The sequence below is a fragment of the Yoonia sp. 2307UL14-13 genome (genome assembly GCF_037572755.1).
Lineage (GTDB): Bacteria > Pseudomonadota > Alphaproteobacteria > Rhodobacterales > Rhodobacteraceae > Yoonia.
This window is the reverse complement of the sequence record NZ_JBBIFZ010000001.1, coordinates 543,167-568,349: the sequence shown is the minus strand read 5'-3', so window position 1 is coordinate 568,349 and position 25,183 is coordinate 543,167. Positions and strand designations below refer to the sequence as shown.

The window sequence follows — 25,183 nt, the reverse complement described above, 5'->3', positions numbered from 1 at the left end:
GTTTGTCCTCACAAAACCATATCGTCGCGATGCACCAGCGCGGCGCGCCCTTCATAGCCGAGGATGCCCACGATGTCAGCAGAGCGTTGGCCCATGATCTGACGCGACTCTGCGCTGGTATAGCGGATCAGGCCCTGGCCGATCTGATCGTTGTTTTCATCCAGGATCGCGACCAGATCGCCGCGCCCAAAGCTGCCGTTCACGCCGACAACGCCAGCGGGCAACAGACTTTTGCCACGACTCAAAGCATCCTTCGCACCGTTGTCGATCGTGATGTAACCCTTTGGCTTCATCGACGAAATCCAGCGCTTGCGCGCCGCCTGCGGATCGGTCTGCGCGGCGAACCACGTCGCCCGTGCGCCGTTTTCCAGTTTGCCTAGCGGATAAAGCGCGGTGCCAAGCGCGATGGCCATGGCACACCCGGCCTCGGTCGCGATGCGACCCGCGATGATCTTGGTGATCATGCCACCCTTGGATAGGCCAGAGCCCGCATCGCCGGCCATCGACTCGATCGTCGTGTTGATCTTGTCGACATGCGCGATGTGCTGCGCCTTGGGATCGATTTTCGGATTGGCGGAGTAAAGCCCGTCGACATCGGACAACAGGATCAGCTGATCTGCCCCGATGGTCACGGCAACTTGCGCGGCCAGACGATCATTATCGCCATAGCGGATTTCATCGGTCGCTATCGTGTCGTTCTCGTTCACGATAGGTGTCACTCCGAGGCCAAGCATCGTTTCCATCGTCGCGCGACTGTTCAGATAGCGGCGGCGATCTTGGGAATCTTCAAGTGTGACAAGGACTTGACCGGTGATGATATTGTGCGGCGCAAGTGCCTCTTCATAGGCGCGTGCCAGCCGGATCTGACCTACGGCGGCGGCTGCCTGCGATTGCTCCAACGCAAGCGATGATAACGGCAGCCCCAGAACACCGCGCCCCAGCGCGATTGACCCCGACGATACGATGATCACATCCGTCCCCCGCGCCCGGATACGGGCAACGTCGCTGGCGAGCGATGTCAGCCAATCCTGCCGCAGCGCACCCGTTTCGCTGTCCACCAACAAGGCCGAGCCGATCTTGACGACAAGGCGCTTGGCCTCGGTCAAGGTTGCCACGGCGTGTCCTCCTCGGCCTCTTTGCGTTCGCGCAGGCGGTTGTCGTCGATTTCGGCGCGCAATGCGCGCAGCACGTCGGGTATGCCTTCGCGGCTGACACCGGACATCATCATGATCGGGCCATCGCAAACGGTGGCGAGTTCATCGCGGAGAAATTCGCGCTCTTCTTCGTCAAGCGTGTCGATCTTGTTGAGGACGGTCAGCCGCGGCTTATCGGCAAGCACACCACCATAGGCTTCAAGTTCGTTGATGATCGTTGTATAGTCAGCAGCCGGATCACCTGATGTCCCATCCACAAGATGCAGCAGGATCGCGCAGCGTTCGACATGGCCAAGGAAGGTATCGCCCAGCCCCCTACCCTCGGATGCGCCCGCAATCAGGCCCGGGATGTCGGCGACAACGAATTCGACGTTATCGATGCCGACAACGCCCAGATTGGGGATCAGCGTCGTAAACGGATAGTCGGCAACTTTGGGTCTCGCGTTTGATGTCGCTGCCAGAAAAGTCGATTTCCCGGCATTCGGCATCCCCAGCAGACCCACATCGGCGATCAGTTTCAGGCGCAGCCAGATCGTCCGCTCCACCGCCTCTTGCCCCGGATTGGCGCGGCGCGGGGCCTGGTTCGTGGCGGATTTGAAGCGCAGGTTGCCCCAGCCGCCATTACCCCCCTTGGCGATGATGATCCGCTGGCCGACCTCTGTCAGGTCGGCGATGACCGTTTCCTGATCCTCGTCAAGGATTTCGGTGCCGACCGGCACCCGCAGCACCTTGTCGTCGCCGTCCTTGCCGGTGCGTTGCGCGCCCATACCATGCTGGCCGTTGCCCGCAAAAAAGTGTTGCTGATAGCGAAAGTCGATGAGCGTGTTCAACCCTTCGACGGCCTCGACCACGACGTCACCGCCCTTGCCGCCATCGCCACCGTCAGGCCCGCCATATTCGATAAATTTCTCGCGCCGGAACGAGATACAGCCCGCGCCGCCGCCGCCCGAACGGATATAGACCTTGGCAAGATCGAGGAATTTCATGGCATATCGGCTTTCCGGCTATTCAGCCGCTGCGATAGTCCATTCTCCGCGGCTTCTCAAGCCGTCCCAATGGGTGCGGGTCAGCAGATATTTATAGCAGCGTGTCGGTTCATCGCGCGCCTTGGCATGCTGCAATTTTTCGCTCAGCAGCGAAAAGCTCAGTTTGGTCAGCACACGATCCGACGCCGCGTTATCATGCCATGCGCTTGCCGTGATCCTGGTCACATCAGGATCGGCGAACGCCTTTTCCACCGCCCGCATGCCGACATGTGTGGCAATGCCCCTGCCCCAATGGCTTTTCTTCAGACAATATCCCAGATCGCCATCGGTCACGCCCATCGTGCCGATCAATGCGTCACCGTCGAAGATGCCCCAAACGAAACCATCGCCTTCGTAAGGTTTGCAGCGGCTTTCGGTGAACGCACGGTCCGGCGGCCATGGCCATGATCCCAACTGGCGCACGACCTCCCAATCGCTGACGATATCATGCAGCGCATCGGCGTCCGCTGGCTGCAACGGGCGGTAAGTAATATCATTCATGGCGCGCAAAGAATGGCAGTATCGGTGACGAGCGTATGCATCATTTCGCAAACATGCGGTGTCGGCGCCGGGTCAGACAAGTACGAAGTCGCGTGTTCGCGGTCATGTGACCGGTTTGACATCCGCCGTGGCACGATACGTGAAATTTTCCCGCGTCAATTCCATCAATCGCCCGGCCACTTCGGCCTGCCGTGCCTTGCTGAAATGGATATGCGGGCCGACGTCGACGAAACCCAGCTTGGTTAGAACATTGCGCGACGTGATATTCTCGACGAAATGACTTGATTGCACGAGATCATCATCGCTCTGCGCGAAATGATGTTCCACAACGGCGCGGGCGGCCTCTGTCGCATATCCATTGCCCCAAGCATTTTCGGCAAGCCAGTAACCCAACTCCCGCCCCAAGCTGATCATGCCAACCAGCCTTTCATCGCGAAGAATTATGAGGGCCCGCACATGGCCGGCAATGTTCTCACCAATGAACCAGTCGGCATCGGCGGACGTGTAAGGAAACGGCACGGCAGTCAGCCATTTGCTGACCTGATAATTATTGAGCTCCGCAACGATCGCAGCCGCATCGGTTTCCCGCAACGCGCGCAGGACCAGACGGTCCGTGCGCAACGTCGACACCGTCATTTTTCGATTTTGAGCGTATAGGTCCATGTCGGTACCGTCGCGCCGCGTGCGACGGAAAACGCCTCGGCATCGCCCAGATAGTCGAAACCGCAATTCGTCAGCACGCGGGCAGAACCCGGATTGTCCTGAAACGCCTCGGCAAAGATGCGCTCGGCCCTGTGCGGGTTGGCTGCGATCAGCGTGCGCACGGCCTCGGTCGCGAAACCGGTGTTCCAGAAGGCCGGTGCGATCCAATAGAAAATCTCGGATTGGTTGCGGTCCATGCGTTCCAGACTGATCAGACCCAACGCCTCGGCATGGCCGTGGGCAGACCCGTCGATGACCCAGACATCTTCTGTCCGGTCAGGCTGAGACGCACGTTCGATCATCGCCTCGACCGCGCCGGGCGGCAGCGGATGCGGCATGGCACGGGTACCACGGGACACACGGTCATCAGCAGCATACATCGCAATGAGACCTGCATCGGATTTACGGCAGGGGCGCAGAATAAAGCGGTCCGCCTCGATCGTGTCCTGCACGGTGATATCCGCGTGTCTCATTGTTTTCCTCCTCGAAACCAACTTACCGCCTTCGCCTCTCCTCTAACCCCAGATGGTGGCGAAACTATGAATTAAAAAGGGGACCGGTGTTCACCGATCCCCCCAAATGCGTGTTCTTGAGATTTTCGGCTTATTCAGCGGCCTCCGCCACCGGGAGAACCGAAATAAAGGTGCGCCCTTTCAGGCCCTTGTGGAATTTCACGGCGCCTTCTGTCGTCGCAAAGATCGTATGATCCTTGCCCATCCCAACGCCGGACCCTGGCCACATCTTCGTACCACGCTGACGCATGATGATGTTGCCCGGAATGACGGCTTCGCCGCCGAATTTCTTGACGCCAAGACGGCGACCGGCCGAGTCGCGCCCGTTACGGGATGAACCGCCTGCTTTTTTATGTGCCATTGGTTGCTCTCCTTAGCCTTTTGCCAGTTCTTTGGCCTGGTCGATCCAGCCTTCACGCTCGATCCGGCCTTTGAACGACAGTTTCTCGTCCATAGCAGCTACATCTGCTTCGGTCCATGCTGCGATCTGGGCGAATGTGGTCACGCCAGCTTCATGCAGCTTCTTTTCCAAGGCAGGACCAACGCCGGACAGTTTCTTCAGATCGTCAGCGCCTTCAGCTTTCTTTGGTGCCGCTTTCTTTTCCGCCTTGGGCTTTTCAGCCTTCGGTGCCTCTGCCTTGACTTCTGTCTTTGGTGCCGCCTTCTTCGCAGGCTTGGCCGCAGGTGCTGCCACAACGCCAGCGCCGGAAACGGCAGCCATCACGCCGGACTTGTCAGCACCTTTTTCAAGGATATCGGCAATCCGCACCAGCGTCAGTTGCTGACGATGACCCTTCTTGCGCTGAGAGCCGTGCTTACGGCGACGCTTGACGAAATTGATCGTCTTTTCGCCTTTGATCTGGTCGATCACTTCGGCCTGGACCCCAGCACCTTCAACAAGGGGCGTACCCACGGTGGCGCCGACCATCAAAATGTCGTTGAATTGAACTTTGTCGCCAGCTTGTGCCGCCAGCTTTTCGACCCGCAGAATGTCGCCTGATGCGACCTTGTACTGCTTGCCGCCGGTTTTCAGAACCGCAAACATGCTATCTTCCTCATTTTCCGCGTCTCTAAGGCCCCGGAACATCCAGCGTTTTGTGCCTGTGGACAGCGCGCCCGTGGGCGAGTTTTCGCGATATCCCGGCAAACACCTTGCCGAGATGGCGGCTTATGTGACCAATGACCCTACAAGTCAAGCCAAAAGAAGGTGGAAAACCCATGCGCAGACTATGGATCGCGGCGATTGCCATTACGGCCTGTACAAGTGAGGCCAACCATCTTGGCAATCCCCTGTTGTTGCCAATCTCCGGCCTCGGCACAGCAGCCGAAAACGCTGTCTATAATCAAAGGCGTGGTCGGGTCGAGATCATCGTCAAATCGAACCATCCGGGGATCGTCGATGAAATCCGCAAGGGCGGCGGCCCGAACCTGCTCGAGGCGATGGACGTGGCAGGTATCCCGTCAGACGAACGCGCGGCAAGGATTATCCAGATGCAGGGCGACACCACGCTGTATCAAACCAATCCGGGCGCATTGGTCGTGGCATTGATGGTGTATGGACAGCCTTAGTCTATTCAGTTTACTAGAATGACACAGCGTATGCGTAGATGGGTACATTCTATAGTTGAACGGTCACGTAATCTTTGATTTGAACAATCTGAATTTGATCGAGGTGTTGCGATGCAAGACGAACCAAAAGGCCGTATCCTGAAATTCGAAGAACTCGACATGCTGGGTCGGTTTTTTGGGTCAAGCGATGTTTTCAAGCTGGTCATGGTATACGACACGGCCACGCCGGAAGCCATTGAGCAAGCAAAACGCAAAAATACAAGACTCCGGTCACATGAGTTGAATGGCGACATTTACATGCTGGATGGAGATTTTCGCGACAATTATGCCGAGGCCGATATCAACACCAAGGCGATCTTTATCCACGAAATGGCGCATATCTGGCAGGGAAAGAACGCCGAAAAACACAGTACCTCATCGCAGTTGATCGCAAAGGCCGAAAGCTATGAGCGCATCATCGCGAAACAAGAAAAGGCCTATCAGCTTGCCCTGAAGGATATGGCACCCGAAAAACGGGCCATTATCGAAAAGCTGGCCCTTATGCATCTCAACAGGATGATGGAGGAAGAAAACGCAGCCTGGGACGCGGCGAATAATTATAAGATCCAATACGAAAAATTCGTGAACGATATCGACCCGATCGCGGTCGTTCATGGTCCAAAACCCAAATGGCAAGTACGAGCCGAGGCGGAGATGACAAGGTCACTGGTTTACTCATCCGTCGATCACGAAACACCGAAACCGGGCGAGACATTCTCTGAGTTTCTGTGGCGCAACCCCGAGATTCGGGCGAACTTTTCCAGCAGGCAAAGCATGGTTCAACATTGGATCGACTCTGAGACGCTTGACTATAATTACATCCTCCAACCTATTGGTCGCATGGGATTTTGGGACCTGCACGTTGAAGCGCAGGCGCAGATCATCACAGATTATTTCCTGATAAAGAGTGGTGTCGATCCCCGCACTGTACCGATGTCACTTTCCGTATCGGGTGCGCAGCGGCCACCGATTGATTTCTATGAAATGGTGGTGCCATTCGCGTGTCACGACCGCATGACGCTGCCAAGTTTAAACTTCAAAGACTGATTGGCGCGCAGAAGTTTGCTGGCTTACAAATCCTGACTGGTCATCATCCGCGACGACGCCAGACCCAATGCGCGCGAAATGTCATCGAACATCCCGTTGAATGCCACCATCAACGCATCGTTCAGATCCTGCCCCGCCTCGGTCCGTGAAAAGGCGATCAGCGTTTCCATGTCGCCGTCGCCAAGCGGCTGATAGGCCATCAGCAGATAGGCATATAGCCATTCTTCGGTATTCTGCCTGATCTGCGGCTCTTGCGCCCAAACGTCCTGCAAAGCCATATCCGGGGTCATGTCGGCGGGCATCGCACCGCCATCCATCAGGCCCATGAAAAAGGCGTAGTTGGCGTTCAGCGCACCAACCACGTTGGCTTCGACCAGGTCATTCGTTTCGACGAATTCCTCAATCAGCTGGAACCTTGGTGTTTCATCGGCAGCGGCGACCGCAGCATCCTCTTTGCTGGCCGCATCCACCGCCTCGTCCAGCAAGGCCGCGCGCGCGCTGACTTCCAGAGCGACGATGGTTTGCCCCGGCTCCGACGTATAAAAGGCGATCATCTGATCCACATCGTCGCCATCCAGTTCTTCGACCAAAGCGGCGGCGACTTCCTCGTACATCACGTCGACATCGTAGATTTCCGATACCAGCGCCGACCAGCGGGCCGTGTCCCGCCCGGGGAACATGTCGGTGGCGATCTGTTCGCCATAGTCCAGGCCCTCGTCCCGCATGACGTCCAGGATATCGGTCAGGCGCAACGCATCGATCAGCGCATTGACCTTGTCCTGTCCCGCGGTCTGGGCAAAGGACGGCAGGGTCAACAGACAAAGAGCACCTGCAAAGGATAGCGAACGCAGTTGAAACATGAAGCCTCCGGTCAGAAATCGCATCTATGGGTGTAGGACAGCTGGGCACACAAGCCAAGCGATGCACAACACTTCACGGTGAAGGCGGCGTGATCACGCTTTTGGTCTTGCACCGGTTCGCATCCCGCTTTACGACGCCCCCACCCCGCGGAGAGGTGCCGGAGTGGTCGAACGGGGCGGTCTCGAAAACCGTTGTGCCTTCACGGGTACCCAGGGTTCGAATCCCTGTCTCTCCGCCAATACACACTAAAAAGTATCCTAAATACGTTCCTTTGTGGCGACGCATTCCAGGGAACGGTCGAACCCCATTTCGATGGGCCACCTTTCAGATTGGTTTCTGGCGGAGCACAATCTGCAAACCAGCGCAGACCGTCAGGGAAAATGAACTGCCTAAGAGCTTCTTTTCAGTCTCTGAAACGGGAATGCATCAGGTCTGGGCCTTACTATGGAAGGGCTTGATGTGATCGAGTGCATTGAGCTGATCTACAATCCGAGGCGCAAAGACACCAAGAACGGCATGCCGTCACCCGTTATCTTCTGTGACCTCGTTCACCTTGGCAACAAGGCAGTCACGCATCAATCGCCTTCTTGCCAATACTTTCCGCGCAGGCCTGATACGTCCCTCTAAAGTCAGTGTGTTGCGACCTTCCGTCGACTCTTCACCGCAGGGAGGTTTTTCGACGAATGGTCAGAACGTCACAGGGCCACGCGAACATCAGACGTTGCACTATCCCAACTTTTTCAATCGCGCCTCACGCAGCCGGGCGAAATCCTCGCCCGCATGGTACGACGACCGTGTTAGCGGCGTGGCGGAAACCATCAGGAAGCCCTTGCCATAGGCGGCTTTTTCGTACGACGCGAATTCTTCCGGCGTCACAAAGCGGTCCACGGCATGGTGCTTGGGCGTGGGCTGCAGATACTGCCCGATCGTCAGGAAATCGATATCGGCGGCGCGCATGTCTTCCATCACCTGAATGACGGCCTGCCGATCTTCGCCCAGCCCCACCATGATCCCCGATTTCGTGAACATCGTCGGATCGAGTTCCTTGACCCGTTGCAAGAGCCGCAGGGAATGGAAATAGCGTGCACCCGGCCGGACCTGAGGGTAAAGGCCCGGGACGGTTTCGAGGTTGTGGTTGAACACGTCCGGTTTCGCCGCGACGACCGTTTCCAGCACCGACGGATCGGCCTTGATAAAGTCAGGCGTCAGAATCTCGATCGTCGTACCCGGCGATTGACGACGAACCGCGCGGATGGTCTGGGCGAAATGTTCTGCCCCCCCGTCTTCTACATCATCGCGGTCGACCGACGTGATGACGACGTGGTTCAACCCCAGTTTTTTCACCGCATCAGCCACACGACCGGGTTCGAACACATCCAGCGCTTCGGGCGGCTTGCCGGTGGCGATGTTGCAGAAGGTGCAGGCCCGCGTGCAGACCTCACCCATGATCATCATCGTAGCGTGGCCCTGCGACCAGCATTCACCGACATTGGGGCAGCCCGCCTCTTCGCATACGGTAACGAGCTTATGCTCACGCATGATATCGCGTGTCGCCTTATACCCTTCGGATGTGGGCGCCTTGACCCGGATCCAGTCCGGTTTCTTGGGCTGCGGCGCATCCGGGCGGCGTTGCTTTTCCGGATGACGCTGGGCTGGAATTTTCAGATCGCGCGCGGACATGGCCTGATCTCCTGAACGTTCAGGCCCTTATCTAATGTCAGGCACACATATTGTCCAATGCGCCGGGGGCGCCGCATAACGGCCTTGTGCCCCCGGCATGACATTGATCATCCCCAAGGTGATCAGCCGATCATCGGGCCAAGGGCACCCTGCGTTTCAGTGTAATGCCTTTGCAGACGCTGAAGCGCGATGCGCAGAACGATCTTGCCCGATCGCGCCGACCAGCCCATCGTTTTTTCGGTTTGCTCCAACCCTTCCAGAAAACAGCAACAGCGCAGAACGATGTCGCCCAGGCCCGGGCCCAGATCGGTCAAAGCCTGGCGGACACGGTCGCGCGCGGCGATCGATCCCTTCGGGCCCTCGGTCGGCAGATCGACGTCGGCACCAGTGGTAAACACGTACCAATCCGCAACCGGTTTCGTACCAACCTGCGCAAGCTCGAAATCCTCGCGCAGCCGTTCACCCGCGGCGACCAGTTCGCGGCTGAGGAAACGTTGACCGTCACGGTCCCGGCGGCGAGCCAGACCGACAAGCGGGCTTTCGCTTGAAAAATAGCGGACGGGTGGACGGGCCCCGCCGTCAATCTCGACAATATTCCACGCCGTATCGCCGCCCTGCACGATCGGCTTTTCGGAAAAGCCACTGGCGCGGTTCTCGTCCTCTGCCGTCAAACGGCGCAAGGCCGACCGCCCTGTATTTGTGATGAAATATCGCGCCACACGCGCTTCGGGATCGGCGCAGTTGATCCAGTCCTTCAGCGCCATCGCCTGCGCGATCTCGCGATCGACCATCGCCGTGCGCATCTGATCCCCTTCGCCGGTTTCACGGACGATAACGGCTGTTTCCATCTCGCGCGCGACCGCCAGAACCGCACCCGGTTCGCACAACCGCCGCAGCACGCGCTTGGCCTCCTGATCGATACGGTGCTGGGTAAGACCCGCAATCTGACCCACTTCCGCTCTGACGCATTCGACATTCATCACTTTCTTGTCCCTTTCATGGTTAACGTCACACCCCAAAACTTCGGTCGAAAGGGATCGTAGCGCGGCATCGACAAGCGGGTCATCCCGCCTGCCTTCAAACCGGCGCACCTGACGCAGAACCGTCGAGGGATGGCAGTCGCTCGCCCGCGCGAGGGCCCGGATGGATTGTCCGGTCTCTGTATGCGCAAGGTAGTGGCGGGCCGCATCCGGTACCCAACGGGGCAAATTGTCAGATTGATGATGGCCATGAACCATGGTCATGTCACTCGTCCCCTTAACCAAAAACTCCACACACGAAAAGCGTACTGCCGACAACATCAGCGTCTCGGCAGATCAACCTATGCGTGCTTCGTTACCTAAGTGTTAACGTTGTGTCGCGTTCGTCAACCATTCTTGCCAAAGGATAAAGATTTCCGACCGGTGCGTGCGCAACTCATCCGGTTGAGGCAACACCCCGGCCGGTTGTGCAAACCTGTTGCGACTCACCCAGACACAGGAAAGATCGCATCATGTTGGACATTCACAGCCGCCTCGCACAACTCAAACGCCCGAAATTGCTCGTCCGGGCCACACGCTTTGGTGTCGACCACTATCGGCGCGAAACCCACCTGCCCCGGATCCTCTTTGACGATGATCTGCCCCGACATGCGGAAGCCATCGTAAGATTGTTCGAGATCGAGGAAGACATGAACCGCGCACGCGTTGCGCGCGCGGGCGACTACCGCGTCGCCGATCATGTGGAAGTGCTGATCGCCATCGCGGGCGAAGCACGGTTGATGCAATCACTGGCGCTTATGTGAAAGCGTCTGGCATGCTGGCCTTTTTCTCGGCCACATAGGCCCGCAGCCGCGACTCGATCTGCGGATCGAGCGCGGGTTGCCGGTAATCCGCCAACAGCTTTTCGACCCGCGCCGCAGCAAGGGTTTGCGTATCGCGCGCACCCTCTTCGTCCCAGGTCTCGAACGGTTTGTAATCCAGCAGGTCGGACCGCCAGAACGCCGATTTGAAGTTCGCCTGGGTATGGGCGCAGCCCAGGTAATGCCCGCCTGGCCCCACCTCTTCGATCGCATCCATCGCCTGGCCGTTCTCGTCCAGATCGATGCCTTTCGCAAAATGGTGAAGCGTGCCCAACTGATCCGCATCCATGACAAATTTCTCGAAAGACGCGACAAGGCCACCTTCCAGCCAGCCGCAGGCATGCAGCATGAAATTCACACCGGAAAGCAGCCCCATCTGCAGGCTGTTCGCCGTCTCATACGCCGCCTGTGCATCGGGCAGCTTCGATCCGCAAAACGAACCCGCGGACCGGTAAGGCAGGCCCAATCGCCGGGCGAGCTGACCCGCACCGTAGGTGATATGCGCAGCCTCGGGCGTACCGAATGTCGGCGCACCCGAATTCATGTCGATGGACGTCACGAACGTGCCGAACACAACCGGCGCGCCCGGCCGGACCAGTTGGGAATAGGCCACGCCGGCCATAACCTCGGCCAGCACCTGCGTCAGCGTGCCCGCAACCGAAACCGGGGCCATCGCACCTCCGACGATGAACGGGCTGATGATGCTTGCCTGATTGTTCCGTGCGAACACCTCCATCGCGCCCATCATGATCCCGTCGAATGTCAGGGGGGAATTGATGTTGATCAGCGACGTCATCACCGTGTTGTCCTGCACGAAATCCTCGCCGAACAGGATTTCGCACATCTCGACCGAATCCTGCGCGCGGCTCGGCTCGGTCACCGACCCCATGAAGGGCTTGTCGCTATAGACCATATGGGCCAGCAGCATATCCAGGTGGCGCTTGTTCACGGCAACATCCGTCGGCTCGCAAACCGTTCCACCTGAATGGTGCAGCCATTTGGACATATAACCCAGCTTCACGAATTTCTCGAAATCGGCCATCGTCGCATATCGGCGCCCGCCCGCGATATCGCGCACGAAAGGTGGACCATAGACCGGGGCCAGGACCAGGTTTTTGCCGCCCACGACGACGTTCCGGTCCGGATTGCGGGCATGCTGCACATATTCAGACGGGGCGGTCGCGCACAGCTTTTTCGCCAGCCCACGCGGGATCCGCACCCGTTCGCCGTCCACCTCTGCGCCCGCGTCTTTCCAGCGTTGCAGGGCGGCGGGGTTTTCGACGAAATTCACACCGATCTCGGCCAGCACCGTCTCGGCATTCGCCTCGATGACATCCAGCGCGTCTTCGGTCAGCACCTCGTAATTTGGCACGTTCCGCTCGATATACTTCGCCGTCTCGACGCTCACTGCCGTCCGCTCGGCCCGACGCGCCGCGCCACCACCGCCACGGCGTCTTGATCTGACTGGTGCATCCGACATCTGCGGCCCTCCGGCAATCTCGTTATCCGGTGTGATAACGGCGCCGCGCCGCCGCCCCTGCCGGGTTTACGCCGCTTGGCGCGCAAAAGCGACATTCGCCTGTCTTGCACCCCTGCACCGACGGTCTATAGAGGCGACATGGAACAAAATACCCACGAACGCCTGCTGATCATCGATTTCGGTAGCCAGGTGACCCAGTTGATCGCCCGCCGCCTGCGCGAGCTGAATGTTTACTGCGAGATTCACCCATATCAGAACGTCACCGATGCATTCCTGCAGGATTTCGCACCCAAGGCGGTGATCTTTTCGGGCGGCCCTGATTCCGTCACACGCGAAGGATCTCCCTGCGCCCCGCAATCGGTGTTCGATCTGGGCGTGCCGATCCTGGGCATCTGCTATGGCCAGCAGACAATGATGGTGCAACTTGGTGGCAAGGTCGTTCGCGGTGAGGGCACAGCGGAATTCGGACGCGCCTATGTCAAACCCAAAGGCAAGCTGGCGCTGCTCGAAGGTTGGTTCGCCACCGACAAGGAACAGGTCTGGATGAGCCATGGCGATCATGTCTCTGAAATCGCTGAAGGTTTTGAGGTTTACGGCACCTCACCCAACGCCCCCTACGCCATCACCGCAGATGTGGCACGCAACTTCTACGCCGTCCAATTCCACCCCGAGGTCCACCACACGCCCAACGGCGCAAAACTCTACGAAAATTTCGTGCGCCTCGCAGGGTTCTCGGGTGACTGGACGATGGGGGCCTACCGCGAACAGGCCATCGCTGCGATCCGCGAACAGGTCGACGATGCCCACGTCATCTGCGCCCTCTCCGGCGGAGTCGATTCGTCCGTCGCGGCGGCGCTGATCCACGAAGCCGTGGGCGACCAACTCACCTGCGTTTTCGTCGACCACGGCCTTCTCCGCCAGAACGAAGCCACAGAGGTCGTCGGCATGTTCCGTGACCACATGAACCTGCACGTGATCCATGCAGAAGAACAGGACCTGTTCCTGGGTGAACTCGAAGGCGTCAGCGACCCCGAGACCAAGCGCAAGATCATCGGCAAGCTCTTCATCGACGTCTTCCAGAAATACGCCAACGGCATCGAAGGGGCGAAATTCTTGGCGCAGGGCACGCTCTACCCCGATGTGATCGAAAGCGTCAGCTTCTCGGGCGGGCCATCGGTCACCATCAAATCCCACCACAATGTCGGCGGTCTGCCCGAGAAAATGGGGCTGAAACTGGTCGAACCCCTGCGCGAGCTTTTCAAGGACGAGGTGCGCGCGCTTGGCCGCGAACTTGGCCTGCCTGCGTCGTTCATCGGGCGCCACCCCTTTCCCGGCCCCGGCCTCGCCATCCGCTGCCCGGGCGAGATCACACGCGAAAAACTGGATATCCTGCGCAAGGCAGACGCCGTCTATATCGACCAGATCCGCAAACACGGGCTTTACGATGACATCTGGCAGGCCTTCGTGGCCATCCTGCCCGTGCGCACGGTCGGCGTGATGGGCGACGGACGCACCTATGACTATGCCTGCGCCTTGCGGGCGGTGACATCGGTTGATGGGATGACGGCGGATTACTATCCGTTCAGCCACGAATTTCTGGGCGAAACCGCCACGCGGATCATCAACGGAGTGCCGGGGATCAACCGGGTGACCTACGACATCACCTCAAAACCGCCGGGGACGATTGAATGGGAATGACGCAAATGGACATTACTTTCAGCTTGATGAAATCAGGATACTAGGATTGCGCAAAGGTTTTCGCAAGGTCGCCCGTCATTGCAACGCCGTTTGGCGTCGTATTTTGGCCGGCCCAAACCACGGCAAGATTGTTGCGCTCGAAAAAGAGGTCGATCTGCTTTTCGACACGATCGCGGAAAAGCAGGGCGTGCGAAGTTATGCCCAATACCGACAGGATATCTTCGCCCTGATCATTACCCGTTTCAAAACGGGTGGATACTTTGTGGATTTCGGTGCGACCGATGGGATTGGGTCCAGTAATTCCTACGTCCTCGAAAAGGACTATGGCTGGACCGGCATTCTGGCAGAACCCGCCCGCGTCTGGCATGATGATCTACGAAAAAACAGATCGGCACACATCGAAACCGATTGTGTGTGGTCTGAAACGGGAAAAACCCTGAAATTCAGCGAAACAAAGGACCCCTACCTGTCGACATTGGCCAGCTTTCGGCAAAGCGATGAACATCGACGCGCCCGTGCCAAGCCAATCACCTATGATGTCACGACCATTTCCTTGATGGACCTTTTGCGAAAATACGACGCGCCCCGGCAAATCGACTATCTCTCGATCGATACGGAGGGGTCGGAATTCGACATATTGCGGCATTTCGATTTCGATGCCTACGACATCTCGGTGATTACCTGCGAACACAACTATACCAAATCGCGGGAAGATATCCGGCAATTACTGGAATCGTCCGGGTATCGACGCGCCTTTCATGCAATATCGCGCTACGATGATTGGTACGTCAAAGCCGACCTGTGATCGGCAGGTATCATTCCCTCACCTTCATGGCGGCAAGTAACAAATCCGCCGTAAACTCTCCTGGGCCACAGGCCGCCAAGTCCCCACGCTGCCCGATCTGAAACCATTCTTCGCTTGCGGTCATGCCGATGCTGACCTGCGGCCCGATCCGCAGCGGGTCACGGCCCCAATGGCTGCCGGTAAAGGGCTCTCCCGCGAACAGGTCCGGCAAAGACATCGGCGCTAGCCCTGCCCGCGCGATCAGAAACCCGGCGATGCAATCGACCTGTCGCTCGACCAACCCGCGCAACATGTCCTCCTCGCTGCGCCGCGCCCTGATCTGGGCCAGCGCGAAATCCGCCACCCCATGACGCACCTGCACCGCATGCCCATAAAGATGCGCCACCAGATAAGGCGCCTGCGGTGCACCCGCGACCGCACGTTCCAGAAAGATCACATTCTGCGTCGTGCAATAGGCCGCGCCCTCGGGCACGTCATCTGCCCCGCAGCGGCCCGCGATGCGGTCAACAATGCGCAACGGAGGCAACCGGTCAAATGCCGCGCGGGCGGTATCCGACACATCCTGCGCCGGGCTGGCCACAGCCACGCCCGCCATCAAAAACCACATCAACAAAAACCGTATCATCACCATCATAAACGCACAGATAATTGCGCTTGCAAAGCCCCTCGAACACGGCACTATTCCGGCACATGACTCCCCCCTCCGACACTCTCAAAGCCGCGCTGTGGATGATCGGCGCCATTGGATCCTTCACCGCCATGGCGGTCGCGGGGCGGGCCGTCAGCCTGGAACTCGACACGTTCGAGATAATGCTCTTCCGCAGTATCATCGGCATCTTCATCGTGGTCGGTATCGCAACGATGGCGGGCACGATCGGGCAGGTCGGGACGACAAAGCTGCCCCTGCACGGCATCCGCAACATCTGCCACTTCACCGGCCAGAACCTGTGGTTCTACGCCATCGCGACGATCCCGCTTGCCCAGGTTTTCGCGCTCGAGTTTACTACGCCAATCTGGGTGATCCTGCTGTCGCCCCTGATCCTGCAGGAACGGCTGACCATGATCGGCCTGATCAGCGCGGCAATCGGGTTCATCGGCATCCTGATCGTCGCACGCCCGGATGCCGCGAATCTCAGCCCCGGCATCCTGTCCGCCGCCGGTTGCGCCATCTTCTTCGCCCTGACGGCCATCTTCACCCGCAAACTGACGCGGACCGAAAGCGTCACGACGATCCTGTTCTACCTGACAATCATGCAGGCCGGGTTCGGCCTGATCAGCGCGGGCTACGACGGCGATATCGCCATCCCATCGCTGGGCGCACTGCCTTGGGTTGTCCTGATCAGCTGCGCCGGTCTGCTTGCCCATTTCTGCCTGACTACCGCCCTGCAGATCGCCCCGGCCAGCATCGTGATGCCCATCGACTTTGTCCGATTGCCCGCAATCGCCATCGTCGGAGCGTTATTTTATAACGAACCATTGGACGCGCTGGTCTTCGTCGGGGCAGCCCTGATCTTTGGGGCAAATTACCTGAACATCACGCGCGGGCAGGCAACACCCCGGTAAAAACACTTTCTCAAAAGTTGCGCATCCCGGCCGCATAGTGCATTTTTGTAACGTTAGGACCTGCGACATTCTGTGACGTGGCGTCATTAATTGACGCTGCAGTCAGCGCGTCTCTAAGGTCCGCTTCACAAAGGATTTCATGATAGGGATGAGGACATGAAACATACATTGACGGCAGGCGCAGCATTGCTGCTGAGCACAGGTTTGGCACATGCGGGCGGGCTGGATCGGTCTGGGCAAAGCATTGCACCACTATTTGAAGATGGAACCTACGCGGAATTGAGCTTTAGCACCGTTATGCCGTCGGTAAGTGGCGAACTTCGCGCTGCTCCGTTGGATAGCGGCAATGTTGCAGAGGACTACTTTCAGTTCGGGCTCGCCTTCAAGGACGATATCAACGAACGATTGTCTTATGCGATCATTCTCGAACAACCCTTCGGTGCCAACGTCAACTATGATGACAATGATGCAGGCTATCCTTTGGAAGGTTCCGATGCAGAATTTCGGAGCCAGAGCGTAACTGCGCTTGGTCGATACAAATTCAGCGATAAGCTGAGCGTTCATGGCGGTGTTCGTGTCATTTCGATTGATGCTGATGCTGTTGTCAATGTCGCTGGCGCATTCGGCTACGAAGCAAGCTATGACCGCGATACGCAGGCAGCATTTGTTGTTGGCGCGGCTTACGAAGTGCCAGATATCGCGCTTCGGGTCGCATTGACATATACATCTGAAACTGAATTTTCTCACGATACGCAGTTTGCTGTAGGTGCACCACCTCCGGGCCCACTTGGCCCAGAGCAAGAAGGCGAAACGGAATATACGTTGCCACAAAGCGTGAACCTTGAATTCCAGTCTGGCATCGCAGCCGACACGCTATTGTTCGGATCATTGCGTTGGGTCGAGTGGTCGGCTGGCGACATCGACAGCCCCGGCTATCCTCTCAATCCTCTGGTGTCCTTCGAAGATGATACCTTGACATACAACATTGGTATCGGTCGCCGTTTCACCGACACTTTCTCGGGATTTGTATCAGTCGGGTACGAGAGAGAAACAGACGGCGAAGCAAGTAATCTCGCACCTACCGACGGCAACCTTAGTGTTGGTCTTGGTGGGTCATATGCGCTGGCCAACGGCGTCGAATTGTCCGGTGGGGTGAGCTATGTTTCCATCGGCGATGCAGAAACAAATGTGGCAGACTTCGAAGACAACTCCGCTATCGGCGTCGGCTTCCAAGTGGCCTATAACTACTAATCCACCCACACATTCCCAAGAGAAAGCCCCGCCTCCCTTGGCGGGGCTTTTTCGTTTCTGCGCATGATCCGGGTTGCACCCCAACAGACAAAGGGCTCATCTGCCCGCATGACAACGCAAAAGACGCTCTCTTCCCGCGCATGGGCGGAACTGTTCGGCCTTGCCCTCATCTGGGGCGCGTCTTTTCTGTCGATCCGCATCGCACTCGATGAAATCGGGCCGCTGACGGCAGTGGCCCACCGCACGGGCTGGGCGATGCTGATCCTCTGGGCCTATGTCGCGATCCGCCGCCTGCCCCTGCCCCGCAACCCAGGCATCTGGGCCGCGTTCCTGTTCATGGGCCTTCTCAACAATGTCATCCCGTTCAGCCTGATGGCCTGGGGTCAGCTGCATATCGAAACCGGCCTCACCTCCATCCTGAACGCATCGACCGCCATTTTCGGCGTGATCGCCGCCGCGATCTTCTTCGCCGATGAACGGCTGACGCCACGCAAAGCCATCGGGGTCACCCTCGGCTTTATCGGCGTCGCAACCGCCATCGGCCTGTCGGCGCTGACGCAGTTCGACATCCGATCCCTTGGCCAACTCGCCATCATCGGCGGCACGATCAGCTATGCGCTGGCGGGCGTCTGGGCGCGCAAGATGCTGTCCGAGCTCACCCCGCAAGTCGCCGCCGCAGGCATGCTGACCGGGGCGAGCCTGATCACACTGCCCGCCGCATGGATTGTGGAGGGGCCGATCGGCCTCGATCTGGCACCGCGCACGTGGGCCGCCATCGCCTATTACGCGATCATCGCTACCGCGCTCGCCTATCTGCTCTACTACCGTGTTCTCGCCATGGCGGGCAGCGGCAATCTGATGCTGTGCACACTTCTGATCGCACCCATTGCCATCGTGCTCGGCGCTGTGGTTCTGGGTGAGGCCCTTCCCACCCGCGCCTTCATCGGCTTCGGCCTACTTGCCCTCGGCCTGGTCATCCTCGACGGTCGCCTGCTCAAAACGGTCCAGCACCGCCTGCGCCGCGCGTAAACCGGGCGGCGGGCCGCCATGGCCCAGACGGTCCATCGTCGTCGCCATCGCGGTCGCTTGCGCCCCCGGATCGGCCAGCACATCCAGCACCGCGTCGGCGATCGGCCCGGGCTGGCAATCCTTGCCTATAAACTCCGGCACCGCACGGGTTTCGCTGACCAGATTGACCAACGTCACCGTATCCACCAACAGCATGCGCGCGATGATGATGCGACTCAGCCACGCCATATCATAGGCGATCACCATCGGCGTCGCATTCGCCGCCAGTTCGAGCGATACGGTCCCCGATGCCGCAAGCGCCACATCCGCCCGCTTGAACCATACAGCCTTCTCATCCGAGCCGGGTGGCAGCACCGTAACACGCACCGACCAATCCGCGGTCCGCGCCTGCACCAGATCATGCACTGCCCCTGTGGTTGGGATGACGAAACGGGCATCCGGCGTCCGTGCCGCGATGCGCCCTACCGCGTTGCCAAACCGATCGATCAGGCGCGACACCTCCCCCTTTCGACTGCCCGGCAAGACAAGGATCACGGTCCCCTCACCCAATGCCGCCGCCTCTGCATCGCTCGCCACCGGTTCAGCCACGACTGGATGCCCGACAAAGTCGCAATCCATTCCCGCCGCTTCCATATACGGCGGCTCGAACGGGAACAGCGCGAGCACATGATCGATATGCTGCGCCATCTTCGCCGCCCGCCCCGGACGCCAGGCCCAAACCGTCGGGGCCACATAATGAACGGTGCGGATATCACTGGCAGCCTTTACCATGCGCGCCACGCGCAGGCAGAAATCGGGGCTGTCGATGGTGATCAGCAGGTCTGGTTTGGTCTCCAGAACCGCCTCCGCCATCTGGCGGATACGGGCCTTCAGCGCCCGGTACTTCGGCAATATCTCAGCGAGGCCCATGACGCTCAGCTCATCCATCGGGAAGCGACTGACCAGTCCCTCGGCTTGCATCAGCGGGCCACCAACACCGTCAAAGGTCACATTCGGACGCAGCTGTTTCAGCCCCGCCATCAAGGCACTGCCCAGCTTGTCACCCGAAGGTTCGCCCGCGATGACAAAGACCTTCACACCGCGCCCCGTTCGCGGATCCACAGGAACATGCCCTGCCCGTCCAAAATCTGCACGACCCCGGCAAGATCCAACACCATCACCCCACCCGCCTCGATCACGACCCCGGCCAGACCGGCCTCTGCCGCCGCCATGGCCGTTCCGGGCCCGATGATGGGCAAATCCGCACGCCTATCCTGCCCCGGTTTCGGCGCTTTGAACAAAATACCATCATCCGCAGTAATCGGCGTGTCATCCGCGCCCGATATCCAATCGCGCACCTGTTCCACAAGATCAGCGCCCAGATCAGAAAGATATGTCAGCGGGTCATCTGCCATCCCGCGCCGATCCAGCGGTTCACAAAACCGCGCCAACATCGCATCTGTCCCTGTCTGATCCTCTTGCGCCTGAACCTGACCAACTCGGACGATGCAAGCCTGCCCGGTATCAGCAGCACCCATGGCCGCTACGCAGGCTTCGCCCTCGGCAGCATCGGCACGGTGCCAGTCTTCGGGCCTTACTTTGGTCGGCACGCCCGCCTTCGGCAGCAGATCGGGCGCGATCTCATGCGCGGCGACAATCGTGAACCCCGCCTCCTCCAACAGCGTTATGATCGCACGCAGCGCGACGTCATCCCCCTGCGCCATCGCCGCCTGCACCTTTGGGATCAACGGCAACGTAGCCGCATCGATCGCAGCAGGATCAATCTCCGGCCGCCGCACCGCACCGGCCATGCAAATCCGGTCTACACCCCTGTCGCGCAAATCGGCAAGAAACGTACCCAGATGTTCCAGCCGAAACGTGACATCCGGCGTCACTGCTGGCGCAAATCCATCCAGCGCACAGACCAAAGGGCGCGCGTCCAGCCGCGCCAGCAAGGCAGGCGGCAAATCCCCCGTTCCCGCGATCAGGGCCAGCATCAACCGGGCGTCAGGAAATTGCGGTCTGTATCACCCAGAATGAAATCGACCATCTGCTGCACGTAATCGCTGTCGGTCTCATCCGCCAACCGGCGGGCGCGATCCTGAAACGTGCCCTCCCCGTCCTTGAGCATCTGAAACGCAGCGCGCAGCGCCGTGATGTCCGACCGGGCCACGCCCTTGCGCTTAAGTCCGACCAGATTCAGCCCGTCCAGCACCCCCCGCGGCCCCTGCACCAGACCATGCGGGACGACATCGTTCGTCACCATTGTCACAGCGCCGATAATGGCACCGCGCCCGATGCGCACAAACTGATGCACGCCGCAAAGACCGCCAACAATGACGTCATCTTCAATCACGCAATGGCCCGCAATGGCGGAAGAGTTCACAATAATCACCCGGTCACCAATCTGCGCATCATGGGCGATATGACAACCGGCCATAAACAATCCGTCATTTCCAACACGGGTTTCGCCACCGCCGCCCGCCGTGCCGGTATTCATCGTCACATGCTCGCGGATGCGGTTGCGGGCACCGATCCGCAGCCGGGTCTTTTCACCGTCAAATTTCTTGTCCTGTGGGATTTCACCGATCACAGCGAAGGGAAAAATCACCGTGTCTTCACCCACGTGGGTATCACCATCGATCACCACATGGCTTTTCAGGTGCACCCGCTCACCCAGCATGACGTCGGGGCCAACGACACAGAAAGGACCGATCGTGCACCCGGCCCCGATCACGGCGCCATCCGCGATCACGGATGAAGGGTGGATATCGGCCATCAACCCTGCAGATCCATCATGGCGGTAAATTCGGCCTCTGCTGCCATCTCACCTTCGACCTTGGCGACCCCCTTGAACCGCCAAACCTTGCCACCCGGTTTGCCGCGTGTCGTCTTGACATGCATCTCCAGCACATCACCCGGCACCACCTTGCGACGGAACTTGCAGCCATCGATCGCCATGAAATAGACCAGCAGGTTGCCTTCGGTCAGGCCCAGCGAAGCGCCCACCATCACGGCAGTCGTCTGCGCCATCGCCTCGACAATCGTGACACCGGGCATGATCGGATTGCCGGGAAAGTGTCCCTGAAAATGCGGTTCGTTCATCGTGACGTTCTTGATGCCGATCGCAGATTGCGTCCCGTCGATCGAATGGACCTTGTCGACCAGCAGAAACGGATAACGATGTGGCAAAATCTTTTGGATCAGCTGAATGTCAGCTTCGGTGACCGGGTCACTCATCGGCGGCAGCTCCTTGTTTTTGTTGCGGTTCTGTCGCCGCTTACCCTCTGACTAGCAAGGCCGCCCGGATCGGGCAAGCTATTGGCTGCCATCACCCAACTGCGCGTCCACCCGCACGATGACGTCATCGGTGATGTTCACCGTCCGCACCGACAGGACGACATTGCGCTGTTCCATGACCATCACCGCGCCGCGTTCCAGCATGACGTTGGCCACGATCCCCTGCACCTGTTCTTCGAACCGGGCGCGGGCAGCGGCGCGTTTCGCCTGCAATTCCACTGCCTTGGCGTCGCGTGACGTGCGCACCTCTTGCACCTTTTCGTCAAAGGCGCGTGCCTCTTCCCGAAACGCCTCGGGGTCCATGTCGGGGCGGCGGTCGGTCAGGTTCAGCTCCTCTTCCCGCAGCGTCTCGGCGATACGGTCGTTTTCGTCCTGCACTGCCGAAATTTCGGCGGCGAGTTCGGCCTCGAGCCGCCTGCCATACAGCGTTTCCGCATAAAGGCGGTCACTATCGATGATCAACACCTGCGGAGGCGTCTCCTGTGCGGGCGCGGCAACGGCCGCAGCCAGCCAAATCAGGATCGCCGTCCAGATGCGCATCAGAAGCTGGACGAAATCGTCACGTCGAAGTTACGTGGCTTGTCGCGATCTTCGGCTTCCAGCGCCTCGGTAAAGTTAAAGCGGAGCGGGCCCACCGGCGTATCCCAAAAGATCGACACGCCAGCGACCGCACGTGGAGTGAACTCATCAAACAGCACATCCTGCCCGAACGTCTCACCCACCTGCCAGACCGATCCGTAATCAACGAACGCACCACCCGAAATCCCGTATTCCGTCGGTAGACCCAGCGGGAACTCCGCCTCGAGCCGCAGAACCGCAAAGCGGTTGCCACCCAACGCATCATCAGTGGCATCGTCCCGTGGGCCGATGCCACCGGCCTCGAACCCGCGCATCACGCGACTGCCAAGAAAGAAGCGGTCGGTCACACGACCAGAACCTTCCTGAAACTCAAGATGGCCCCCTTCCAGGGTTGCACGCAGGGTGACCTCTTCGTTAAAGATCTTGGTCTCGGCCCCTGCAAGCGCAGTCGTCTTGATATATTGCGTATCGCCAAAACCGAATTCCTGACCAAAGCGCAGCAGCACACCGGCATTTGGATTAAGCCCTGTGCGGCGTGTGTCAAAGCTGTAGCGATAGCCGACGGACGTATTGGCGACCCGTCCCTCATCCGCCTCGTTCTGGATGATCACGCTGGCGCTGTCCGACACGTCGGACAGATCGGTGAATTCGTAAGCGGTGAACAACGTCAGCCGTCCATTTTCGCTGACCGGAAAACGCAGGCTGGGGCTGATGCGCAATGTCTCGGTGTCATTGCGGGCGTTTTCGTTGTCGGTGATCCGATAGGACAGATCGATACCAAAGCGCAGATCACGACCGAGAAAGTTCGGCTCGGCGAAGCTGAACCCTAAACGGCGATTGCTACGGGCCGTCGAAAGCTCGAAACTCAGCCGCTGACCCCGCCCCTGAAAGTTCGACTGGCGATAGGACGCCACCAGGCCCGCCCCCTGGTCCGAATTATAGTTCGCACCGAATGACAGCGTTCCCGTCGGACCCTCTTCCACATCGACATCGATGATGACCTGACTGCTCGACGATCCCTCACGTGCATTCACAGCCGCATTCTGGAAAAAGCCAAGGGCGCGAATACGCCGTGCGCTTTCGCGGATTTCGCGCGGATTGAACGGGTCACCTTCGACCACGCGGAACTGGTTGCGGATCACGCGATCCAGCGTCGTCCCGTTCCCCTCGATATCGATCCGTTCGACGAAAACCCGCGGCCCCTGCCGCAGCACATATTCGACATTCAGCTCGAGCGCGCGATCATTGCGGGTGATGCGTGGCTCGACCTGCAGAAAGTTGACTCCCTGTCGCTCTGCCACACGTTCCATCCGGGAAATGTCCGTTTCAAGCGGCACCGGCGAGTAGGTCGCGCCGCGGCGGACACGCACGACACGCTGGTAATCGGCGGCATTCACGCCCGGAATCTCACTGCGAACGGTCACATTGCCAAAGCTGAACTTTTGCCCCTCGCGCAGATTGAACGTCACCAAATAGGCGTCACGTTCGCGGGTCAGGCCCACGTCCACGTTCTGCACCACGAAATCGGCGTAACCACGCGAACGGTAGAAATCGGTCAACAGCTCACGGTCGCGCGCAATCCGTTCGGGCGAATACGTGTCGCGCGCGATGATCGTGCGCAGCAAACCTGCCTGTTTCGTATCCAGCACGCGGCGCAAACGACGCTCGGAATAGGTCCGATTGCCGATAAAACTCAGCCGCTCGATCTCGGTGACACCCGACTCGACGACTTCGAACACCAGATCGACGCGATTGTCGGGCAAACGGATGATACGCGGCGTCACCACCGCATTGATGCGGCCTTGTTGCGCATAGGCCTGCGTGATGGCGGCGGTATCCTGCTCAGCCTGTGCCGGATTATAGACCCGGCGTGGTTCCGACCGGACAATCTCGAGCAACTGCGCGTCACGGATGCTCGCATTGCCTTCGATATTGATACGGTTGATGGTGGGAAACTCGACGACATTGATCCGCAACGTGCGCCCGACCGGCGTGACCTCGACACTCTCGAACAGGCCAGAATCGCGGATGCGCTGCGCAGCATCGTTCAATTCCGCTGCCGACAGGCCCTGCCCCGCCGCGATCCCCGCAAATGTCAGGATCGTACCATCGGCGACACGCTGGTTGCCTTCGATGTTGACGGCGCTGAATGAGAAACTTTGCGCGATGGCCGCGCCACCCATGGCCGCGATGACCAGGACAACGCCCAACCGCCGCACCACTGTCAGACCCCGCGCCCAGACGCGCCCCACCACATGTCCCATTATTGTTACCGCCCGTGCTGCCAGAATGATTTTTTACCGGAGTAGCCCGTCAGCAGGACATTGTCAAAAAAACAAACGCGCCCGAAAGCGCGCTTTGTACCCGATCTGGTGCGGAGATTCGGGCCTAGCCCAACATCACGTAGGCGGCACTATTCAGTGCGATCATCAAAATCACGGCAAAGCGCAACCAGTCGATGTTCAACCGCACAAGGGTCCGAAATCCGCGATATCCAGCTGTGAGCGTTTCCATTTGCGCACCTCTCAGTGTCAACACCTAACTTTAGGATAGGCTCGGATTGCGGCAA

At 59.1% G+C, this 25,183-nt stretch carries 27 protein-coding genes and 1 tRNA gene; 9 read left to right on the top strand and 19 right to left on the bottom strand.

Features of this window, described 5'->3' with window-relative positions; genetic code table 11:
- Positions 1 to 8 precede the first annotated feature (8 nt).
- The 7 genes from proB to V8J85_RS02915 all read right to left on the bottom strand — a co-directional run bounded on the left by proB (position 9) and on the right by V8J85_RS02915 (position 4,939).
- Positions 9 to 1,115: a glutamate 5-kinase gene (gene proB / locus V8J85_RS02945; protein ID WP_339952062.1), complete on the bottom strand. Its 1,107-nt coding sequence runs from the start codon at positions 1,113 to 1,115 to the stop codon at positions 9 to 11.
- Positions 1,103 to 2,140 carry a GTPase ObgE gene (gene obgE / locus V8J85_RS02940; RefSeq protein WP_339952059.1) on the bottom strand — a complete coding sequence of 346 codons (1,038 nt, stop codon included), beginning with the start codon at positions 2,138 to 2,140 and terminating at the stop codon, positions 1,103 to 1,105. The genes proB and obgE overlap by 13 nt, the downstream gene beginning before the upstream one ends.
- A gap of 18 nt (positions 2,141 to 2,158) precedes the next feature.
- Positions 2,159 to 2,680, bottom strand: a complete 522-nt coding sequence (locus V8J85_RS02935) for a GNAT family N-acetyltransferase (RefSeq protein ID WP_339952057.1) — start codon at positions 2,678 to 2,680, stop codon at positions 2,159 to 2,161.
- Positions 2,681 to 2,782: 102 nt separating this feature from the next.
- Positions 2,783 to 3,316 (bottom strand): GNAT family N-acetyltransferase, encoded by a 534-nt coding sequence (locus V8J85_RS02930; RefSeq protein ID WP_339952055.1) that lies wholly within the window; start codon positions 3,314 to 3,316, stop codon positions 2,783 to 2,785.
- Positions 3,313 to 3,855, bottom strand: a complete 543-nt coding sequence (locus V8J85_RS02925; protein ID WP_339952053.1) for a GNAT family N-acetyltransferase — start codon at positions 3,853 to 3,855, stop codon at positions 3,313 to 3,315. The genes V8J85_RS02930 and V8J85_RS02925 overlap by 4 nt, the downstream gene beginning before the upstream one ends.
- Positions 3,856 to 3,985: 130 nt before the next feature.
- Positions 3,986 to 4,255, bottom strand: a complete 270-nt coding sequence (gene rpmA, locus V8J85_RS02920; RefSeq protein WP_339952051.1) for a 50S ribosomal protein L27 — start codon at positions 4,253 to 4,255, stop codon at positions 3,986 to 3,988.
- Between the two features lie 12 nt (positions 4,256 to 4,267).
- Positions 4,268 to 4,939, bottom strand: coding sequence for a 50S ribosomal protein L21 (locus tag V8J85_RS02915; protein ID WP_339952049.1), 672 nt, complete (start codon positions 4,937 to 4,939; stop codon positions 4,268 to 4,270).
- A gap of 173 nt (positions 4,940 to 5,112) precedes the next feature.
- Between V8J85_RS02915 and V8J85_RS02910 the strand changes: the two genes are divergently transcribed.
- The gene (locus V8J85_RS02910; RefSeq protein ID WP_339952047.1) at positions 5,113 to 5,463 is read left to right on the top strand and encodes a hypothetical protein; all 351 of its coding nucleotides are present in this window, start codon (positions 5,113 to 5,115) and stop codon (positions 5,461 to 5,463) included.
- 111 nt (positions 5,464 to 5,574) lie between these two features.
- Positions 5,575 to 6,549 carry a hypothetical protein gene (locus tag V8J85_RS02905; protein WP_339952045.1) on the top strand — a complete coding sequence of 325 codons (975 nt, stop codon included), beginning with the start codon at positions 5,575 to 5,577 and terminating at the stop codon, positions 6,547 to 6,549.
- A 23-nt stretch (positions 6,550 to 6,572) separates the two neighbouring features.
- On the opposite strand, the gene V8J85_RS02900 is transcribed toward V8J85_RS02905, so the two are convergent.
- On the bottom strand, positions 6,573 to 7,409 hold the full coding sequence (locus tag V8J85_RS02900) for a DUF2059 domain-containing protein (RefSeq protein ID WP_339952043.1): 837 nt from the start codon (positions 7,407 to 7,409) through the stop codon (positions 6,573 to 6,575).
- Between the two features lie 149 nt (positions 7,410 to 7,558).
- Here V8J85_RS02900 and V8J85_RS02895 point away from each other — a divergent pair.
- Positions 7,559 to 7,648: transfer RNA gene (locus tag V8J85_RS02895), tRNA-Ser, on the top strand.
- A gap of 488 nt (positions 7,649 to 8,136) precedes the next feature.
- On the opposite strand, the gene lipA is transcribed toward V8J85_RS02895, so the two are convergent.
- Both lipA and V8J85_RS02885 read right to left on the bottom strand, forming a co-directional pair.
- Positions 8,137 to 9,090, bottom strand: coding sequence for a lipoyl synthase (gene lipA / locus V8J85_RS02890; RefSeq protein ID WP_339952041.1), 954 nt, complete (start codon positions 9,088 to 9,090; stop codon positions 8,137 to 8,139).
- A 122-nt stretch (positions 9,091 to 9,212) separates the two neighbouring features.
- Positions 9,213 to 10,298 (bottom strand): DUF6456 domain-containing protein, encoded by a 1,086-nt coding sequence (locus V8J85_RS02885; protein ID WP_339952039.1) that lies wholly within the window; start codon positions 10,296 to 10,298, stop codon positions 9,213 to 9,215.
- A gap of 284 nt (positions 10,299 to 10,582) precedes the next feature.
- On the opposite strand from V8J85_RS02885, the gene V8J85_RS02880 reads away from it, so the two are divergent.
- On the top strand, positions 10,583 to 10,873 hold the full coding sequence (locus V8J85_RS02880) for a DUF6477 family protein (protein WP_339952037.1): 291 nt from the start codon (positions 10,583 to 10,585) through the stop codon (positions 10,871 to 10,873).
- On the opposite strand, the gene V8J85_RS02875 is transcribed toward V8J85_RS02880, so the two are convergent.
- Positions 10,866 to 12,410, bottom strand: coding sequence for a trimethylamine methyltransferase family protein (locus V8J85_RS02875; RefSeq protein WP_339952035.1), 1,545 nt, complete (start codon positions 12,408 to 12,410; stop codon positions 10,866 to 10,868). The two genes, V8J85_RS02880 and V8J85_RS02875, sit on opposite strands and share 8 nt — an antisense overlap.
- Before the next feature lie 138 nt (positions 12,411 to 12,548).
- Between V8J85_RS02875 and guaA the strand changes: the two genes are divergently transcribed.
- Positions 12,549 to 14,108, top strand: coding sequence for a glutamine-hydrolyzing GMP synthase (guaA, locus tag V8J85_RS02870; protein WP_339952033.1), 1,560 nt, complete (start codon positions 12,549 to 12,551; stop codon positions 14,106 to 14,108).
- Between the two features lie 46 nt (positions 14,109 to 14,154).
- On the top strand, positions 14,155 to 14,913 hold the full coding sequence (locus V8J85_RS02865) for an FkbM family methyltransferase (protein ID WP_339952031.1): 759 nt from the start codon (positions 14,155 to 14,157) through the stop codon (positions 14,911 to 14,913).
- A 10-nt stretch (positions 14,914 to 14,923) separates the two neighbouring features.
- On the opposite strand, the gene V8J85_RS02860 is transcribed toward V8J85_RS02865, so the two are convergent.
- Complete coding sequence (locus V8J85_RS02860; protein WP_339952029.1) at positions 14,924 to 15,538, bottom strand: hypothetical protein; 615 nt, start codon at positions 15,536 to 15,538, stop codon at positions 14,924 to 14,926.
- A 65-nt stretch (positions 15,539 to 15,603) separates the two neighbouring features.
- Here V8J85_RS02860 and V8J85_RS02855 point away from each other — a divergent pair, with 65 nt between their 5' ends.
- The 3 genes from V8J85_RS02855 to V8J85_RS02845 all read left to right on the top strand — a co-directional run bounded on the left by V8J85_RS02855 (position 15,604) and on the right by V8J85_RS02845 (position 18,756).
- Positions 15,604 to 16,476 (top strand): DMT family transporter, encoded by an 873-nt coding sequence (locus V8J85_RS02855; protein ID WP_339952027.1) that lies wholly within the window; start codon positions 15,604 to 15,606, stop codon positions 16,474 to 16,476.
- A gap of 156 nt (positions 16,477 to 16,632) precedes the next feature.
- Positions 16,633 to 17,727: an OmpP1/FadL family transporter gene (locus V8J85_RS02850; protein ID WP_339952025.1), complete on the top strand. Its 1,095-nt coding sequence runs from the start codon at positions 16,633 to 16,635 to the stop codon at positions 17,725 to 17,727.
- 108 nt (positions 17,728 to 17,835) lie between these two features.
- Complete coding sequence (locus V8J85_RS02845; protein WP_339952023.1) at positions 17,836 to 18,756, top strand: DMT family transporter; 921 nt, start codon at positions 17,836 to 17,838, stop codon at positions 18,754 to 18,756.
- Here the strand turns inward: V8J85_RS02845 and lpxB are convergent.
- The 7 genes from lpxB to V8J85_RS02810 form a co-directional block, all read right to left on the bottom strand.
- Complete coding sequence (gene lpxB, locus V8J85_RS02840; protein ID WP_339952021.1) at positions 18,682 to 19,833, bottom strand: lipid-A-disaccharide synthase; 1,152 nt, start codon at positions 19,831 to 19,833, stop codon at positions 18,682 to 18,684. The genes V8J85_RS02845 and lpxB overlap by 75 nt on opposite strands.
- Complete coding sequence (locus V8J85_RS02835) at positions 19,830 to 20,732, bottom strand: LpxI family protein (protein ID WP_339952019.1); 903 nt, start codon at positions 20,730 to 20,732, stop codon at positions 19,830 to 19,832. The genes lpxB and V8J85_RS02835 overlap by 4 nt, the downstream gene beginning before the upstream one ends.
- Positions 20,732 to 21,514 carry an acyl-ACP--UDP-N-acetylglucosamine O-acyltransferase gene (lpxA, locus tag V8J85_RS02830; RefSeq protein WP_339952017.1) on the bottom strand — a complete coding sequence of 261 codons (783 nt, stop codon included), beginning with the start codon at positions 21,512 to 21,514 and terminating at the stop codon, positions 20,732 to 20,734. Before lpxA ends, V8J85_RS02835 begins: the two co-directional genes overlap by 1 nt.
- Positions 21,514 to 21,975 (bottom strand): 3-hydroxyacyl-ACP dehydratase FabZ, encoded by a 462-nt coding sequence (gene fabZ, locus V8J85_RS02825; RefSeq protein WP_339952015.1) that lies wholly within the window; start codon positions 21,973 to 21,975, stop codon positions 21,514 to 21,516. The genes lpxA and fabZ overlap by 1 nt, the downstream gene beginning before the upstream one ends.
- Positions 21,976 to 22,053: 78 nt before the next feature.
- Positions 22,054 to 22,575 (bottom strand): OmpH family outer membrane protein, encoded by a 522-nt coding sequence (locus V8J85_RS02820; protein ID WP_339952013.1) that lies wholly within the window; start codon positions 22,573 to 22,575, stop codon positions 22,054 to 22,056.
- Positions 22,575 to 24,878 (bottom strand): outer membrane protein assembly factor BamA, encoded by a 2,304-nt coding sequence (bamA, locus tag V8J85_RS02815; protein ID WP_339952011.1) that lies wholly within the window; start codon positions 24,876 to 24,878, stop codon positions 22,575 to 22,577. Before bamA ends, V8J85_RS02820 begins: the two co-directional genes overlap by 1 nt.
- A 124-nt stretch (positions 24,879 to 25,002) precedes the next feature.
- Positions 25,003 to 25,128 carry a hypothetical protein gene (locus tag V8J85_RS02810; protein WP_339952009.1) on the bottom strand — a complete coding sequence of 42 codons (126 nt, stop codon included), beginning with the start codon at positions 25,126 to 25,128 and terminating at the stop codon, positions 25,003 to 25,005.
- Positions 25,129 to 25,183: the final 55 nt, after the last annotated feature.

Coding starts and splice junctions, on each gene's coding strand:
- V8J85_RS02855 (WP_339952027.1), top strand. CDS start 15,604: ATGACTCCCCCCTCCGACACTCTCAAAGCCGCGCTGTGGATGATCGGC.
- fabZ (WP_339952015.1), bottom strand. CDS start 21,975: ATGAGTGACCCGGTCACCGAAGCTGACATTCAGCTGATCCAAAAGATT.
- lpxA (WP_339952017.1), bottom strand. CDS start 21,514: ATGGCCGATATCCACCCTTCATCCGTGATCGCGGATGGCGCCGTGATC.
- obgE (WP_339952059.1), bottom strand. CDS start 2,140: ATGAAATTCCTCGATCTTGCCAAGGTCTATATCCGTTCGGGCGGCGGC.
- V8J85_RS02845 (WP_339952023.1), top strand. CDS start 17,836: ATGACAACGCAAAAGACGCTCTCTTCCCGCGCATGGGCGGAACTGTTC.
- V8J85_RS02810 (WP_339952009.1), bottom strand. CDS start 25,128: ATGGAAACGCTCACAGCTGGATATCGCGGATTTCGGACCCTTGTGCGG.
- V8J85_RS02875 (WP_339952035.1), bottom strand. CDS start 12,410: ATGTCGGATGCACCAGTCAGATCAAGACGCCGTGGCGGTGGTGGCGCG.
- V8J85_RS02880 (WP_339952037.1), top strand. CDS start 10,583: ATGTTGGACATTCACAGCCGCCTCGCACAACTCAAACGCCCGAAATTG.
- V8J85_RS02820 (WP_339952013.1), bottom strand. CDS start 22,575: ATGCGCATCTGGACGGCGATCCTGATTTGGCTGGCTGCGGCCGTTGCC.
- V8J85_RS02925 (WP_339952053.1), bottom strand. CDS start 3,855: ATGAGACACGCGGATATCACCGTGCAGGACACGATCGAGGCGGACCGC.
- rpmA (WP_339952051.1), bottom strand. CDS start 4,255: ATGGCACATAAAAAAGCAGGCGGTTCATCCCGTAACGGGCGCGACTCG.
- V8J85_RS02935 (WP_339952057.1), bottom strand. CDS start 2,680: ATGAATGATATTACTTACCGCCCGTTGCAGCCAGCGGACGCCGATGCG.
- bamA (WP_339952011.1), bottom strand. CDS start 24,878: ATGGGACATGTGGTGGGGCGCGTCTGGGCGCGGGGTCTGACAGTGGTG.
- lipA (WP_339952041.1), bottom strand. CDS start 9,090: ATGTCCGCGCGCGATCTGAAAATTCCAGCCCAGCGTCATCCGGAAAAG.
- V8J85_RS02850 (WP_339952025.1), top strand. CDS start 16,633: ATGAAACATACATTGACGGCAGGCGCAGCATTGCTGCTGAGCACAGGT.
- guaA (WP_339952033.1), top strand. CDS start 12,549: ATGGAACAAAATACCCACGAACGCCTGCTGATCATCGATTTCGGTAGC.
- V8J85_RS02860 (WP_339952029.1), bottom strand. CDS start 15,538: ATGATACGGTTTTTGTTGATGTGGTTTTTGATGGCGGGCGTGGCTGTG.
- V8J85_RS02905 (WP_339952045.1), top strand. CDS start 5,575: ATGCAAGACGAACCAAAAGGCCGTATCCTGAAATTCGAAGAACTCGAC.
- V8J85_RS02910 (WP_339952047.1), top strand. CDS start 5,113: ATGCGCAGACTATGGATCGCGGCGATTGCCATTACGGCCTGTACAAGT.
- V8J85_RS02835 (WP_339952019.1), bottom strand. CDS start 20,732: ATGCTGGCCCTGATCGCGGGAACGGGGGATTTGCCGCCTGCCTTGCTG.
- V8J85_RS02900 (WP_339952043.1), bottom strand. CDS start 7,409: ATGTTTCAACTGCGTTCGCTATCCTTTGCAGGTGCTCTTTGTCTGTTG.
- V8J85_RS02915 (WP_339952049.1), bottom strand. CDS start 4,939: ATGTTTGCGGTTCTGAAAACCGGCGGCAAGCAGTACAAGGTCGCATCA.
- V8J85_RS02930 (WP_339952055.1), bottom strand. CDS start 3,316: ATGACGGTGTCGACGTTGCGCACGGACCGTCTGGTCCTGCGCGCGTTG.